Origin of the sequence: Rubrilithobacter danxiaensis (assembly GCF_047272945.1) — a bacterium.
Lineage (GTDB): Bacteria > Bacteroidota > Bacteroidia > Sphingobacteriales > Sphingobacteriaceae > Rubrolithibacter > Rubrolithibacter danxiaensis.
Window position 1 is genome coordinate 14,691 of record NZ_JBKOPS010000014.1, and the last position, 15,267, is coordinate 29,957.

13 protein-coding genes are annotated in these 15,267 nt (G+C 39.3%); 4 read left to right on the forward strand and 9 right to left on the reverse strand.

Annotation, left to right across the window (positions count from 1 at the left end; genetic code table 11):
- Positions 1–63: 63 nt before the first annotated feature.
- Together ACLCDL_RS15450 and ACLCDL_RS15455 are read right to left on the reverse strand one after the other, a co-directional pair.
- Positions 64–939 carry a TIGR02757 family protein gene (locus tag ACLCDL_RS15450; RefSeq protein ID WP_423149306.1) on the reverse strand — a complete coding sequence of 292 codons (876 nt, stop codon included), beginning with the start codon at positions 937–939 and terminating at the stop codon, positions 64–66.
- A 77-nt stretch (positions 940–1,016) separates the two neighbouring features.
- The gene (locus tag ACLCDL_RS15455) at positions 1,017–1,775 is read right to left on the reverse strand and encodes an NUDIX hydrolase (RefSeq protein WP_423149307.1); all 759 of its coding nucleotides are present in this window, start codon (positions 1,773–1,775) and stop codon (positions 1,017–1,019) included.
- Positions 1,776–1,900: 125 nt separating this feature from the next.
- Between ACLCDL_RS15455 and ACLCDL_RS15460 the strand changes: the two genes are divergently transcribed.
- Entirely contained in the window at positions 1,901–5,410 is a 3,510-nt protein-coding gene (locus ACLCDL_RS15460) for a ThuA domain-containing protein (RefSeq protein ID WP_423149308.1), read from the forward strand.
- 16 nt (positions 5,411–5,426) lie between these two features.
- Positions 5,427–6,347 (forward strand): sugar phosphate isomerase/epimerase family protein, encoded by a 921-nt coding sequence (locus ACLCDL_RS15465; RefSeq protein WP_423149309.1) that lies wholly within the window; start codon positions 5,427–5,429, stop codon positions 6,345–6,347.
- A gap of 71 nt (positions 6,348–6,418) precedes the next feature.
- On the opposite strand, the gene ACLCDL_RS15470 is transcribed toward ACLCDL_RS15465, so the two are convergent.
- Genes ACLCDL_RS15470 through ACLCDL_RS15480 form a run of 3 tightly spaced genes read right to left on the reverse strand, consistent with a single transcriptional unit; the run spans position 6,419 to position 9,593 of the window.
- Positions 6,419–8,134 carry a GMC oxidoreductase gene (locus tag ACLCDL_RS15470; RefSeq protein ID WP_423149310.1) on the reverse strand — a complete coding sequence of 572 codons (1,716 nt, stop codon included), beginning with the start codon at positions 8,132–8,134 and terminating at the stop codon, positions 6,419–6,421.
- Positions 8,135–8,136: 2 nt separating this feature from the next.
- Positions 8,137–8,667, reverse strand: a complete 531-nt coding sequence (locus ACLCDL_RS15475; protein ID WP_423149311.1) for a gluconate 2-dehydrogenase subunit 3 family protein — start codon at positions 8,665–8,667, stop codon at positions 8,137–8,139.
- A gap of 8 nt (positions 8,668–8,675) precedes the next feature.
- Positions 8,676–9,593: a sugar phosphate isomerase/epimerase family protein gene (locus ACLCDL_RS15480; protein ID WP_423149312.1), complete on the reverse strand. Its 918-nt coding sequence runs from the start codon at positions 9,591–9,593 to the stop codon at positions 8,676–8,678.
- 188 nt (positions 9,594–9,781) lie between these two features.
- Here ACLCDL_RS15480 and ACLCDL_RS15485 point away from each other — a divergent pair, with 188 nt between their 5' ends.
- Both ACLCDL_RS15485 and ACLCDL_RS15490 read left to right on the forward strand, forming a co-directional pair.
- Complete coding sequence (locus ACLCDL_RS15485; RefSeq protein WP_423149313.1) at positions 9,782–10,468, forward strand: DJ-1/PfpI family protein; 687 nt, start codon at positions 9,782–9,784, stop codon at positions 10,466–10,468.
- Positions 10,469–10,567: 99 nt separating this feature from the next.
- Complete coding sequence (locus tag ACLCDL_RS15490; RefSeq protein WP_423149314.1) at positions 10,568–10,930, forward strand: response regulator; 363 nt, start codon at positions 10,568–10,570, stop codon at positions 10,928–10,930.
- 12 nt (positions 10,931–10,942) lie between these two features.
- Here the strand turns inward: ACLCDL_RS15490 and bioB are convergent, their stop codons facing one another.
- The 4 genes from bioB to ACLCDL_RS15510 form a co-directional block, all read right to left on the reverse strand.
- Complete coding sequence (bioB, locus tag ACLCDL_RS15495; protein ID WP_423149315.1) at positions 10,943–11,944, reverse strand: biotin synthase BioB; 1,002 nt, start codon at positions 11,942–11,944, stop codon at positions 10,943–10,945.
- 84 nt (positions 11,945–12,028) lie between these two features.
- A complete protein-coding gene (gene mgtE, locus ACLCDL_RS15500) occupies positions 12,029–13,378 on the reverse strand; it encodes a magnesium transporter (protein WP_423149316.1) in 1,350 nt (449 codons plus the stop codon).
- A 72-nt stretch (positions 13,379–13,450) separates the two neighbouring features.
- Positions 13,451–14,569, reverse strand: coding sequence for a magnesium/cobalt transporter CorA (corA, locus tag ACLCDL_RS15505; protein ID WP_423149317.1), 1,119 nt, complete (start codon positions 14,567–14,569; stop codon positions 13,451–13,453).
- Between the two features lie 4 nt (positions 14,570–14,573).
- A complete protein-coding gene (locus tag ACLCDL_RS15510) occupies positions 14,574–15,182 on the reverse strand; it encodes a WbqC family protein (RefSeq protein WP_423149318.1) in 609 nt (202 codons plus the stop codon).
- Positions 15,183–15,267: the final 85 nt, after the last annotated feature.

A 15,267-nucleotide genomic window follows, 5' to 3' on the forward strand; every position in this document is an offset into this window, starting at 1 on the left:
AAATTAAAGTTTAATAAGAATTAAAGAATTCTTATTAATTGTTTTAATTAACATGAACCGGATTTAAAAATTTTCTTCTATTCCTAATCCGAATAAAGCGAAATCATATTTCACCGGATCTGTCGGGTCAAACATTTTTAAATGTTCTGTCAGTTCAACCGCTGTAAGCCAGTCTACCTGCTTTCGTGTGATTAAACCAAGTTTACGAGCCACACGCTCTACATGTAAGTCGCATGGACAAATTAATTGGGATGGATTAATCCGGTTCCATATTCCAAAATCTACTCCGCAATTATCTTTTCTAACCATCCATCGCAAAAACATGTTTAAGCGCTTACAAGTAGATTTTTGTGCCGGCGAACTCACATGCTTTATTGTTCTTGAAGGGTAGTCCGGAAGTGAAAAAAAATATGTACGAAAGTGATTCAACAGGACTTCAATTCTGTTGTCGTTTGCCTTTAATTCATTTAACATACATACCGGTGAAGACACTTCGGTTTCATTATATAAAAAACCTTCGTCCATAAATTCTTCCCTGAAGATGTGATTAGCACCTTTTCCGGTTCGCGAGGGCAAAAAAGCATCTTCGAGTGAATTGAACTTGCTGTAATGCTGTTTGAAAAAATGAATAAAATATAAAAGATCAATATCGTTGAATGTACGATGTTTAAACCCTAAAAGTGATTTTAAATTATTTTCCCCGTGTTCCATAACAAATTGGTATGGAGCGCCTTCCATTCTTTCTACTAATTCTTTACATTTATTAATAATGGTTTTTCTCTGCCCCCACGCCAGAATAGCAGCAAAGAATCCCATAATCTCAATATCCTGTTTCTGATCAAACTGATGTGGGATTACAATGGGGTCATTCTCTATAAAATCAGGGCGATTATACTGCTCTGCTTTAGAATCAAGAAAGGCTTTTAAATTTTCTACCATTATTAAAATAAATGTATCAATATATGATTAGCTCTGTTTATTTTATATCCCTCTTTCAGGTACTTTTGAGAATTTTGTTACCATCCTCCGCGTAAACCTTCTTTTAATGCATTATTGTATTTTTCTAGGCAAAATGAATAGAGGTAAGGAGCTTTATGTGCCCCGGATTTGCGGGGAGTATCATGCCGGGTTAAAATATCAAAACTTAACATCCTTCGTTGAAAATTTCGCCGGTCGAGTTTCTTATTAAGTATTACCTCGTACATTTTCTGCAGTTCGGACATTGTAAATTCTCTTGGCAGTAAATTAAGTCCTATAGGCTGATAATTAAGCTGAATTCGAAGTGCTTCCAGTGCTTTATTCAATATTAAATTGTGATCCAGTATCAGTGTCGGCAGATCAGGAATTTCGTACCAGTTGCAATCTTCAGAATAAACATCGGGCGAAGTATTTACATCTGTGTAGTCTACCAAGGCATAAAATCCAATGCTAATAAACCTGTTGGTGAAAAACTCTTCATCATGCTCAAAAGCTTCCTTGTATTTTTGAATGTGATATTCAGACCGGTGAGGATCACCAAATGTGTAAAACTGTTTTAAAAATATATTTTCAGCACCTGTTCTTTCTTTTAATATCCTGCTTGCAGCATCTTCCAATGATTCTTCTTTCAGAACAAATGCGCCTGGCAGATACAATTCGTCTATTCCTTTCATTTTTACAAGCAGCACCTTCAATGCACCCTCATGAAAACCAAATACCACACAATCTATTGAAATGTGGTTCAGATATTTATCCCAAGACAAATTATTATTTACAAATTCTTCTTCTTGAAGCATACGCACAAAAATATGTTTTGAGAATTAAAAGTAAACATTTATTATTGTGTCAGTGTGACACAATAATAAATTGAATGTTATTGTAAACTCCGTACTGCAAAATAATAACTAATTATATCCAAAAAATGAAACATTCTTACAAGCGTTCAAAAACGTGGGGACTGGCCTCCCTTTTAGTATTGGCCATTGCTGCGCTGGGCTCATTTGTGCTTTATAAAGAGCAACCGAGAGTTCTGGTCTTTAGTAAAACCACCGTATTCAGGCATGCATCTATCGGCGCAGGAAAATTAGCGCTTATAAAGATGGGACAGGAACACGGCTTTGCAGTGGATACAACCGAAGATGCAACAAAATTTAATGAAGAAAATCTTAAAAAATACAAGGCAGTACTGTTTTTAAGCACTACAGGCGATGTGCTTAATGCGGAACAGCAAAACAGTTTTGAGCGATACATCCAGGCAGGCGGAGGATATCTGGGCATCCATGCAGCTACCGATACCGAATACGACTGGCCCTGGTATGGAAAGCTGGCCGGAGCGTGGTTTTCAAATCACCCTATGCCTGATAATGTTCAAAAAGGAACATTCGTAGTTGTTGACAAAAACAATCCGGCTACCAGTTTCTTACCTGAACGCTGGGACCGTGAAGATGAGTTTTATTCGTTCAAAAATATAAGTCCGGATATTCATGTACTACTTAAAATAGATGAAAAGACTTACAAAGGAGGTACAAACGGAGAAGATCATCCTATGGCATGGTACCAGGAATTTGATGGAGGTCGTTCATTTTATACAGCCGGAGGACATACAGATGCTTCTTTTAGCGAACCATTATTTTTAAAACACGTGTGGGAAGGCCTGAATTACGTAATGGGTGGAGAAAGCCCTAAATCATTAGATTATTCAAAAGTTACCACTAAAAAAATGCCCGAAGAGAACCGCTTTACCAAAGTGGTTATTGAAGAAAAACTGGAGGAACCGATGGAATTAACGGTTTTACCAGACAATCGGGTTTTATTTATCGAAAGACGCGGAAATGTAAAATTATATAATCCCGCTACTGGCAAAATAAAAGTAATTGCCAAAATTTCTGTGAGCACAAAATATGTTGATGCTTCTGGAAAGGAATCGGAAGCAGAAGATGGTTTGCTGGGATTGACAAAAGATCCAAACTTCAGTGAAAACAACTGGATTTACCTGTATTACTCTCCTGTGGGAAAAGAAGCCAAGAATATACTTACACGCTATGAATTAAAGGGCGATGAACTGGTTTTAAACTCAAAAAAAGTATTGCTGGAAGTTAACACACAACGTGAGCAATGCTGCCACACTGGTGGTTCTATCGCGTTTGACGGTCAGCGTAATTTATTTTTATCTACCGGCGATAATACAAACCCGCACGGATCTGATGGCTACAGTCCAACTGACGAACGGGAAGGACGTTCTCCATGGGATGCTCAGAAATCTTCTGCTAACACAAATGACCTTCGGGGAAAAATCTTACGGATTCATCCTGAAAATGACGGATCCTATACCATTCCGGAAGGCAACCTGTTTGCAAAAGGAACGGCAAAAACACGCCCTGAAATCTACACTATGGGCCATAGAAATCCTTTTAGAATATCAGTAGATCCCAAAACAGGATATCTTTACTGGGGAGATGTAGGCCCTGATGCGAGCAAACCAAAAGAAGATCGCGGACCAGCCGGACACGATGAAATCGGTCAGGCGAAAGCAGCGGGAAATTTTGGATGGCCTTATTTTGTTGGAGACAATAAAGCTTATAACAAATTCGACTTTAAAAAGAACCAGTCGGGAGCTAAATTTAACGCAGAACATCCTGTAAATACATCCCCAAACAATACCGGTTTAAATGAATTACCTGCTGCTCAAAACGCATTTATCTGGTATCCTTATGCAGAATCTCCTGAATTTCCTTTAGTAGGTACAGGTGGTCGTTCAGCAATGGCCGGCCCCGTTTTCCATTCTGATGAATTTAAAAATGCAAAACGGGCATTTCCTGATTATTATGATGGCAAACTATTTATTTATGAATGGATGCGTGGCTGGATTATGGCTGTAACCCTTGATAAAGATGGCAATTATGCAGGCATGGAACACTTTATGCAGGGCAACAAATACAGCAACCCGATGGATATGGAATTTGGCCCGGATGGAGATCTGTATATGCTAGAGTATGGTAGTGGCTGGTTCCAGGGAAATGACGATGCACGCTTAGTCCGGATTGAATACAATGGCGGTAACAGAAAGCCGGAGATAGTAGCTACTTCTGATAAAACAGCCGGTGCATTACCCCTTACTGTTAATCTATCTGCAAAAGGCACCACCGATCCGGATAATGATGCTTTAAAATACGAGTGGAAGATTACTTCCGCAGGTCGTTCACCCAAAATTTATTCGCAGGAAAACTCACGCGTTACTTTTGATAAGCCCGGTATCTATAAAGCAGTACTTACAGTTACAGACGGCCCCGGTGCAAAAACAAGTAAAACAATAGAAATTAAAGCTGGAAATGAACCTGCAGTACTTGCATTTGATATTACCCCCGGAAATAAAACTTTCTTTTTCCCTAATAAACCAATAAACTATAATGTAAAGGTTAAAGATAAAGAAGACGGAAGTTTAGCAAATGGTAAGATATTACCAGCCCAGGTCGCAGTCACAGCTGATTATCTGCCGGAAGGTTTTGACCAGGTGGCAATTGCTCAGGGCCACCGCAGCGCCGATGCCTCTGCACAATTTGCTGAAGGATCTGCTTTAATTGCTGCAAGCGACTGTAAGGCATGCCATAACATTGATAAAAAATCGGTAGGACCTACTTTCCGTCAGGTAGCTTTTAAATATAAAAACAACAGCACCGCCCCAGAACGTCTTGCTAAAAAGATCATCAGCGGCGGATCGGGTGTTTGGGGAGAAGTATCAATGAGTGCCCATCCCAAAATAACGCAGGCAGATGCCACAAAAATGGTAAAGTATATTTTAAACTTATCTAACAAACCTGCTGCAAATAAATCCTTACCGGTGAAGGGAACTATTATGGCCAAATTGCCTGAAGGAGACAAAGGAAACGGAATTTACCTGTTAAGGGCTGCTTATAAAGATAAAGGAGCTTTGGGAATACCCGGAATCACCGCAGAAAAAACATTTACACTTCGCAATGCACGTATAAGTGCAAGCAGCTTTGACGCATCAAATTCTGTACAGGTGTACAAAGTGCCGCAAATGGGAAATATGGTTATCGGATCTTCCAATGGTGCATACATCGGGTTTAATAAAATAGACCTTACGGGAATAAGTGAGCTGACATTTACAGCATTAGCTCCAAAAGAACAGGCCAATGCTGCCGGAGGTACGGTAGAAATGCGCATTGATTCTCCTACTGGTAAAATAGTCGGTGAGTCCACTTCCATTAATCCGGTTGAAATGGCTAAGATGTTTTCGCAACCACCCACCACTTTAAAACTGGCACCTACTTCCGGTGTGCATGATATTTATTTTATTTATAAAAATCCAAAAGCAGCTACCGGCCAGATTGTATTTGTATTGACAGATATCTTATTTAAAATGAACGAAGCGGATAAAGCAACTGCTGTTTCAAAAGCCTCAGGAAAATAATTCAAAAAAATCCAATATGATAAACCGAAGAGAATTTCTAAAAAAATCAGGCACAGCTGCATTGGGTACGATGCTAGCCAGCCAGTTGCCAATTGAGTTATTCGCTAAAACCATGCATCCGGTAGGACTGGGATTATTTACTTTATTTAATGTACTGGATGATGATGTAGCAGGTAATCTGAAGAAAGTAGCAGATCTGGGTTACAAAGAGATCGAATCCGCATTCAGTAAAAAAGGCGGTTTTTATGGAATGAAAGCAAAGGAATTTGCTGCACTTACCAAAGATTTGGGACTAGCATGGCAATCGCATCATGTTATAGGTGCTCCCATTAAATTACCTCCTAACTTTAAAATGCCGGTAGATGCAAGTGGCAAACCGATGTCAATTCCACCAATGAAAAATCTCAGAGACAATCACCAGGAATTGATTGACGACGCAGCTGAAGGTGGAATAAAATATATTGTTTGTGCCAGCACTCCAATCGCTACACTCGATGAAATTAAATCATCGATAGAGGTATTAAACAAATCAGCAGAGGTAGCAAAGAAAGCAGGATTAACTTTCTGCTATCACAATCACGATGCTGAATTTAAGGAAGTTGAAGGACATATACCTTATGAAATGATTCTGGCACAAACTGATGCGGCGAATCTAAAGATGGAATTAGACCTTGCATGGGCTGTAAAAGGAGGCTATGATCCGGTAGAATTATTCAAGAAACAGCCGGGAAGATTCCCTTTATGGCATGTTAAAGACCTTACCCAGGACAGACAGGTAATAAAACCTGTTGGAGAAGGCACTATTGATTTTAAAAACATCTTTGCAAACGCAAAAGTAGCAGGAATGCAGCACTTCTTTGTTGAACACGATATGCCTGCTGATCCGTTTGGAAGCATTACTTCCAGTATGCAGAACCTGAAAAAATTACTCAGTTAATACTCAAGGTTCTTAGAACACGAAAGGCTCAGAAATTTCTGAGCCTTTCGTGTTTTTATAAATAAAAGAATTTAAGCAATTTCTCCTTTTTTCATCTCTCTAACTGCAAAATCCACTGCTCGTGCAGTTAAAGCCATGTAAGTAAGTGACGGATTTTGTGTAGAAGTCGATGTCATACAGGCACCGTCAGTAACAAAAACATTCTTAGAGGCGTGCAGTTGGTTCCATTTATTCAGGAGTGAGGTTTTAGGGTCATTACCCATCCTTACACCACCCATTTCATGAATATCCAAACCGGGGGCCTGTTTTGAATCGCGGGTTTTGATGTTTGTAAAACCTGCTTTGGTATACATTTCAGTCATCTGTTCAAAAAAGTCTTTTATCATCTTCTCATCGTTATCGTCATAGTCTACAGATAACTTCAACTGTGGAATTCCCCATTCGTCTTTTTTGCTTTTATCCAAAGCAACGTAATTGCTTTCTTTAGGAATAGTTTCCCCCATCATGTGCGACCCTGCAAACCACGGGCTCAACTGCTGGTGTAAAAGCTGATCTTTAAGTGTTTTACCAGTTCCTTGCGTATTAGGATATTCGGCTCTGGTAGAATACATTCCCGCAGCATATCCTCTCAAAAAGTCTGTTTCCTGTTTATGCAAATTTCTGAATCTGGGAATATAAGCGCTTGTCGGCCTTCTGCCGTCGGAAGTAGAATCCTTAAATCCATCGTATTCCGCAGACATACTGGCCCGGTAATTATGAAATGCAAAGTATTTACCTAATAAACCGTTATCATTTCCTATACCATTCGGGAAGCGATGAGATATTGAATTTAATAAGATGAGGTTTGTATTAAGCGCAGCAGCATTCACAAAAATAACCGGTGCATAAAATTCAATCTCTTCTTTCGAATTCGTATCAATTACTTTTACGCCTGTAGCTTTTCCCTTTTTATCATCATAAATAATGGAATGTACTACAGAAAATGGGCGCAGGGTAAGATTACCCGTTTTCATTGCCCAGGGAATAGTAGAAGAATTGCTGCTGAAATACCCTCCGAAAGGACATCCACGCTGGCATAGATCTCTTTTCATACACTGCCCTCTACCCTGTTGCAGGTGAATAGGTTCAGGTTGGGAAAGGTGCGCACAACGTGCATAAATTACCTGCCGGTCCTTATAATTCTTCGCTACAAAATCTTTAAAGTAATTCTCTACACAAGTTAGCTCCATAGGAGGAAGAAATTCCCCGTCGGGTAAATGAGGCAAGCCATCTTTATTTCCCGATATTCCTACAAATTTTTCTACATAACTGTACCAGGGAGCAATGTCTTTATACCGTATAGGCCAGTCAACAGCAAAACCATCACGGGCAGGGCCTTCAAAATCGAAGTCACTCCAGCGTTGAGTTTGCCGGGCCCATAGAAGCGATTTTCCGCCAACCTGGTATCCGCGTATCCAGTCAAAAGGTTTTTCCTGCACATACGGATGTTCGTTATCCTTTACAAAAAAATGTGCTGCATCTTCGTTAAAAGCATAACACCTGCTTACTACAGGGTTAGCTTTTGTTACTTCCAATGGCATCTGCCCCCTGTGTTCAAACTCCCAGGGATACATGTTTGTAGTAGGATAATCTTTAATGTGTTTTACGTCCCGCCCTCTTTCAAGTACTAATGTTTTTAAGCCTTTTTCTGTAAACTCTTTTGCTGCCCATCCCCCGCTTATTCCCGAACCTATTACAATTGCATCAAAAGTTCTGTCTTTTAAACTATCGCCGTTTATATTTGCCATTCTTAACTTACTTTTTTAACTGGTACGCAACCGTGAAAACGTGCAGGTACTAATTCATATACCCGTAGTTTAGTCATTACATACTTTGAATTGAGGTATCCTGTAATCGTTAGCTGTTTCATTAACGGATAGAAAGACTGCACATCGCCAGAGAATTCCTTTTTCTCTACACGATTCAGCAACTCTTCCCGCTGTGGCGCTGTTAATTTAACAAACCGATTATTGTAGTTTTTTTCAGCAATTTCATCGATCTGATCCAAACCCTTTACAAATTTCTCCTGCTGTTCCTTTTCGAAAAGGTCATCCATCATTTTTAACACAAAAAGATGAAGGGATAAATCTTTTGCACCCGGAGTATCTGTTTTTGGGATCAGGGTTTCTGTGATTTCTCCCAGTAACTTTTCCTGATCCTGATCTATACTTAAGTTTTTTAATTTGACAGAAGTTATTTTCTTATCCTGTAAACAGGATGGAAAAAAAGCAAGCGCACTTCCGGCAATAAGAAAGCTTTTAACAGCCGATCGCCTATCCATCTTACTTATTATAATTTTTTGGCTACTGATCTGAAATACTTTGCGCTGGCTGCTACATCTGCCGCGTTTTTACCCCAGTTATATTCATATTCGGCAAAGATTGGCCCTTTAAAACCTTGTCTTTTAAGCTCTTTCATTACACCTGAAATATTAGAAACTCCATTTCCCCAATGCACATCGTGCGGACCTTTTTCTAAAAGTTCAAATACTTCTTTTGGCCATTGTCCTCCTGCCGGAATAGCAGCAAGCGTTTTAAGCATTTCTTCAGAAGGTTTTCTGTCCAGATCTTTAAAATGCAGTTCAAAAATATGTCCTTCAAGCTTTTTCAGGCATTGAACCGGGTCTAAACCAGAGCGAACCCAATGGCCAATATCAGCGCAGGCGCCCAATCTTTTGCTTGCACCGATATATTTTAAAACTGTATCAGGGCTCCAGTAACGGGTCGGACGAGGATGATCGTGAATTGCTACGTTAATTTCGTACTCATCGGCAAGTTTAGCTACCAATGGAATGAATTTAGGATCAGGCTCAGTAGCAAATTGCTTCAGCCCCATCCCCTTAATAAATTCAAAAAGCTGGCGCCAGTCGTCATCACTATTAGCACTTACTACGCCGAAAGAGACCATTTTTATTCCTTTCTGCTTTAGTAATTCCAAAACTTTCTCGCGTGTTGCGGCATCCATATGAAAATCCATATTACCATCTATGCCTCCACCAAGTTTCTGTCCGTTAAATCCTTGCAGATAATCCACTTCAATGGATTTTAAAGTGTCCAGTGTTTCAGCAAAAGTACTTTGTCTGAAAGTCCATGCCTGTGCTCCCAGCTGCCATCCAAGTTTTGATTCAGGACGCTGCGCATAAGAAAAATTCACAAGAGCGAAGAAAACAAATACCTGTGCTATCAAAAGCTTAATTGAAATTCTCATTATTGATGTTTAAAGTTTATAATTTGAGTTGCTAAATTTAGATGAACTGTTCGATGTTTCAAAACCCGAAAAGTTTAATTCAGAGGCTTTAAAAAAGAAAACAGCTACTAAAACCTGTTTAAAATACTTTAGTACAGTTTTAAAGTATTTTAGTACAGTACAAATATTAATTTCAAAAATAAAAAGCGATGCAAAAATTAAAGGTGGGAATGATAATTTTCCCCGAATTAACGCTTCTTGACTTTATCGGCCCGTATGATGTCTTTGTTCGGGCAGATTGTTTTGAAGTTCTGGTGATTTCTGAAAACAAAGGAATGATACCAGCTGAAGGAGGATTAAACATACAAGCTGATCTTTCTTTCTCTGATTGTCCTGATTTTGATATTCTTTTTGTTCCGGGAGGAAGAGGAATAAATAACTGTCTTACTAATGATGTTTTTATTTCGTTTCTAAAAAGCAAGGGAAACAAATGCAGTTATATTACATCCGTTTGTACCGGTTCACTCCTGTTGGCAGCAGCCGGATTGCTGGATGGATTCAGGGCGACTACACATTGGCGATCGATAGAACTGCTTAAAATGTTTGGTGTAGAAGCCGTGGAAGAAAGAGTTGTAACAGATAGAAACAGGATTACCGGTGGCGGAATTACTGCCGGAATAGATTTCGGATTAACATTAACCGCCCTGATAGCAGGAGAAGATGTAGCCAAAACTGTTCAGTTAATTTTAGAATACAGTCCAGCCCCTCCTTTTAACTGCGGTTCTGCAAAAACTGCTGAAACAGTCATACTTGAAAATGCAAAAAGTAAAACACAATTGCTTTTTGATACACGGAAAAAGCTTATACAGGATTTTTTACAAAAACCACCTTTTTAATTTAAATCCTTTGATATAAGGGATTTGACTACTGTCTTACAAGTTAAATCGACTTATAGCATGATATTTGCTTTACCTGATTGTTCAAATAAATACACTATGGATAAACTTATACTTGCTATAGAGGATGAGTACGATATACGGGAGATTTTAGAATTTCTTCTTACTGATTCAGGATATAAGGTTGTTACTTTTTCTACCGGCGAAGACGTTGTAAATAAGATCAACCAAATTCACCCCGACCTGATATTACTCGATATTATGTTGGGAAATTTTGACGGCAGAGAAATTTGCAGGGAAATTAAAAGAAATGCCGAAACTAAAAACATTCCTGTAATTATGGTTTCAGCTCATCCGGATATTGAAAATACACTTGTTGAGTTTGGTGCAGATGACTTCATTCCCAAACCCTTTGATATTTACAACCTGTTAAGCAGGGTTGAAAGACAACTTGCTGCCTGATTCAAGAGAAAGTTACTCAGATATAACTTCTTCTTGTTTTATTTCCGGCCTTCCGTTTTTAAAAGCTTCACGAGGCTTCAGTCCCAAGATTTCAAACATCTGCATATCCTCATTGAAGGCGGGGTTTGGTGTAGTTAATAATTTATCTCCTGCAAAAATAGAGTTAGCGCCTGCCATAAAACACAATGCCTGATCTGCAAGGCTCATTTCAGTTCTTCCCGCTGATAAACGTACCACGGTTTTAGGCATAATAATACGGGCAGTTGCAATCATTCTGACCATTTCCCATACCGGAACACGTGGCTGATCAGCTAGAGGTGTACCTTTCACCGGTACCAATGCATTGATAGGAACAGATTCAGGATGTTTTGGCATATTAGACAACGTTCTCAACATTGAAATCCGATCCTCCACTGTTTCGCCCAGGCCAATTATTCCCCCGCTGCAAACTGTCAATTTAGCTTTACGGGCATTTTCTATCGTTTTTAAACGGTCGTCATAGGTTCTGGTGGTAATAATTCGCTTATAATCATCTTCAGAAGTATCCAGGTTATGGTTATAGGCATACAAACCAGCATCTGCAAGGCGTTGCGCCTGCGATTCAGTAAGCATGCCGAGTGTACAGCAAACTTCCATATCGAGGCTGTTTACAGCTTTAACCATATCAATTACACGATCAAAATCACGGTTGTCTCTTACTTCCCTCCAGGCTGCTCCCATACATAAACGAGAAGCTCCTGCATGTTTGGCTTTTTTTGCCGCGTCAGTTACCTGATCAACCGACATGAGCGCCTGCACTTCAACATCAGTGTGATAACGTGCGGCCTGCGGGCAATAGGCGCAATCTTCGGGACAACCGCCTGTTTTAATAGATAAAAGGCTGCTGATCTGCACTTCCGAATAATCCTTATTCTCACGGTGAACAGTTGCTGCACGGTAAATTAAGTCTAATAAAGGGCTGTGATATATTTCAGAAATTTCCTCTTTTGTCCAGTTATACCTGATCTCAGTCATTGCTATCTCTTAATGGTTCTGTGAGCAGCAAACTTAAATAAAATTTTGTCTATTAAAATTATCCGAAGGCAAAAATTATCTTGCTTAAAGCAATAGTTTACTTGCAAAACCCAGAAGCAGCAGGAAGCCAAACACGTCGGTAAAAGTGGTAATAATAATGGAAGAAGCAATTGCAGGATCAATCCCAATACGCTTTAAAATAAGCGGAATAGAGGCTCCGGTAATACCGGCGATTACCAGATTTCCAGTCATGGAAAGAAAAATCACCAATCCGAGCATAGGATTTTTATCGTAAAACAAAGCAAATAATAAGACGATGAGGCCGTTTACGGCTCCGTTTATCAATCCAACAGTAAACTCTTTTAATACCGTCCTATAAGCCTGATTATCTGTAAGATCACTTAAAGAAATACGACGGACAGTTACTGCAAGAGCCTGCGTTGCCGCATTCCCTCCCATCCCTGCAATAATGGTACTGTAACCTGCCAGCACCACAAACCTGGAAATAGTATCATCAAAGTAACGGATAACAGATGCAGCAAGAAATGCGGTTCCAAGATTTATTATCAGCCAGGGCAGCCGGCTTTTCACTGCATCCTTCCAGTTTCCTGCAAGTTCTTCATCTTCAGAGACACCCGAAAATTTTAATATATCTTCTGTATTTTCTTCTTCAAGAACGTCCATTACATCATCGAAAGTTATTCTTCCCAATAAATGCATGTGATCGTCTACTACAGGAATACTTGTTAAATTGTACTGGGATAAAAGTTTAGCAACCTCTTCCTGGTCGGTTTCTGCCTTTACATAAACAAAATCATCGTTTACCAACTCGCGGATATGAACCGTATTTTTAGATTTGATAATATCTTTCAGTGATACAATCCCTACCAGCCGCCCCCTGTTATCTACCACATTGATGGTGTAAAACTCCTCCATTTCTTCCGATTGGCGGATCACTTCTTCAAGCGCTTCTTTCTTGGTAAGGTTACTGTTGATCTTCAGCACCTGGGTATTCATTAACCCGCCGGCTGAATCTTCTTCATAAGAAAGTAATTGCCTGATGTTTAAGGCATCTTCTTCATCTAATTCTTCAAGGATTTCCTGCTGCTGTTCCTGGGGAAGCTGGCTGATAATATCGGTAGCGACATCATAATCCATTTCCTCAACAATCTCCGACCGTTTTTCGGGGTGCAGGTTTTCAAGAATTTTCTCCGGATGGATTTCAGCATCCATTTCAGAGATAACTTCTGACGCTATTTCGGAAGGAAGGATATTTATGATCTTCTCTCTCGACTCCTGCGGAAGGCCTTCGAATATAATGGCAATCTCGGAAGCATGATATTCATCCAGTAACGCTTTTAGCGTAGCCTCATCTCCTTCCAGGGCCTGCCTGATCCGTTGAATATCGCTCTTGTCAAGCTCGAATGACTGCATCGTTGCTAAAATAGTAATTTGGACTGAGAAAGGACTTCCGGCACCCGAGGAAGTTTAATTTTACCTGATTTTTTACTTAAGCCAGCCTTTTCTCCAGAACAACAGAAGTTGTAAAATACCAATCAGCAACATGGCCAGCAATGTATAAACATATCCATGTTCCGAGTACAGTTCGGGCATGTTCTTTTCCAGTATCTTACCCGTATCCGGATCCTGGTGTGCAAAGTTCATCCCGTACACTCCGGCAATGAATGTAAGCGGAATAAAGATTGCGGAAATTATGGTAAGGACTTTCATTACCTGGTTCATCCGGTTGCTTGCGAAAGAAAGATAAGTATCAATTAAACTATTGCTTATTTCTTTATAGCTTTCTACCAGATCAATAATCTGCATGGAATGATCATAAGCATCATGGAGGAACACTTTTGTTTCATCCGTTATTAGTTCTGATGTACTCCTGAGCATATCGTTCAGTTTATCTCTTTCTGGCCAGGCTGCCCTTCTGATAACAATAAAGCCTCTTTTTATCTGCTGCGCTTTAATAGGAATAGTTTTATCAGGATGTTCATAAAGGCAATCTTCCAGACTTTCCAAGTCTTCGCCAAAACGATTAATGAGTGTAAAATAATTATCGAGAATAACATCCATTAACGCATACATTAAATAGGACGTTCCGCCAGACCGAATAGTACCCTTTCCTTCCTTTAACCTTTTTCTTACAGGATCGAGGCAATCCGTATAATTCTCCTGGAAAGTAAAAAGGACTTTTGAAGTGAGAATAAACGACACCTGCTCGTTTTCAAGCTTTAATTCCTTGTCTAAAGTAAGCATCCTGCTTATAGCAAACGCGTAGGCTGTATATTCTTCAAGCTTTGGCCTTTGGTAGGTATGAATAATATCTTCGAGCACTAAAGAGCTGATATCAAAATCATCCTGGAAAGATCTCAGAAGATCAATATCTCCAAGTCCCCTTACATCCACCCAGAACGTTTTTTCAGGAGTATTAAGTATTCGTCGTACTTCCGCATAATTTTCAGGTTTCAGCTCATTATATCCCATTTTATCATAAGAATAAACTGTGATCTGAGGTTTAAGCGCTTCAGGACTTAATTGAATATAACCAGGACTGGCACCCGGATTATTAAACTGTGGCCTGGATTTTATTTTTATTGGCTTAAACTTTTTTCTCATATCGTCAGATAAAATGTGTGCTTTGCGGCCCCTGGTTAAATAACAAATCCACAATACTTAGGTTGGGCATAAAAGAGTTCTTTTCCTCAAAAACCTGAAAATAGGGTTTTGCCGTATAGCTGGAATTAATTTTTGGATGAATGGACTCCCGGTAATCTTCCCAGCCGGGATAACTGCCTTCGTACACATCTGTCAGCTGGTATTGACTATCTATTTTAAGCAGTTTAAGTAAAAGCTGAAGGATTTCCATGTTATAATCGAAAATAAAATCCCATTTCTTTTCAAAAAAAGGAGCAAAAGCATCTTCATAAAATTCAAAAAAGGCCGAGCTCCGGTAAGAAGTCTGCAGGCTCATCCAATGGAGCCGCTGCCAGTTAAAATCATGACTTATTTTAACATCCCTTACCTTGGTATGCACTTTTGAACCTTTTATTACTGGTACAATTAAATTCAATTTTCCATTAGTGGATTGAATAATAGCCCGGTTCCTATAAGTTTGCTTCGGAAAATGTTCAAACTGTTCAATTAAAAAATTGCTCCTGTTCTTGATGAGTACGTTAAAATATTCTATTGGCGGAAGGTAAAATAATGGTAAAATTGCGCCTTTATTCATTCTATATAGTAAGTTTGTAAACCTGATTGACGAAATTAAGGATAAAAACAAGCTTAATAAAATCAGAACAAATTAAAGGGATCGA

Coding starts and splice junctions, on each gene's coding strand:
- mgtE (WP_423149316.1), bottom strand. CDS start 13,378: ATGCAGTCATTCGAGCTTGACAAGAGCGATATTCAACGGATCAGGCAG.
- ACLCDL_RS15490 (WP_423149314.1), top strand. CDS start 10,568: ATGGATAAACTTATACTTGCTATAGAGGATGAGTACGATATACGGGAG.
- ACLCDL_RS15455 (WP_423149307.1), bottom strand. CDS start 1,775: ATGCTTCAAGAAGAAGAATTTGTAAATAATAATTTGTCTTGGGATAAA.
- ACLCDL_RS15460 (WP_423149308.1), top strand. CDS start 1,901: ATGAAACATTCTTACAAGCGTTCAAAAACGTGGGGACTGGCCTCCCTT.
- ACLCDL_RS15475 (WP_423149311.1), bottom strand. CDS start 8,667: ATGGATAGGCGATCGGCTGTTAAAAGCTTTCTTATTGCCGGAAGTGCG.
- ACLCDL_RS15480 (WP_423149312.1), bottom strand. CDS start 9,593: ATGAGAATTTCAATTAAGCTTTTGATAGCACAGGTATTTGTTTTCTTC.
- ACLCDL_RS15510 (WP_423149318.1), bottom strand. CDS start 15,182: ATGAATAAAGGCGCAATTTTACCATTATTTTACCTTCCGCCAATAGAA.
- ACLCDL_RS15465 (WP_423149309.1), top strand. CDS start 5,427: ATGATAAACCGAAGAGAATTTCTAAAAAAATCAGGCACAGCTGCATTG.
- corA (WP_423149317.1), bottom strand. CDS start 14,569: ATGAGAAAAAAGTTTAAGCCAATAAAAATAAAATCCAGGCCACAGTTT.
- ACLCDL_RS15470 (WP_423149310.1), bottom strand. CDS start 8,134: ATGGCAAATATAAACGGCGATAGTTTAAAAGACAGAACTTTTGATGCA.
- ACLCDL_RS15450 (WP_423149306.1), bottom strand. CDS start 939: ATGGTAGAAAATTTAAAAGCCTTTCTTGATTCTAAAGCAGAGCAGTAT.
- ACLCDL_RS15485 (WP_423149313.1), top strand. CDS start 9,782: ATGCAAAAATTAAAGGTGGGAATGATAATTTTCCCCGAATTAACGCTT.
- bioB (WP_423149315.1), bottom strand. CDS start 11,944: ATGACTGAGATCAGGTATAACTGGACAAAAGAGGAAATTTCTGAAATA.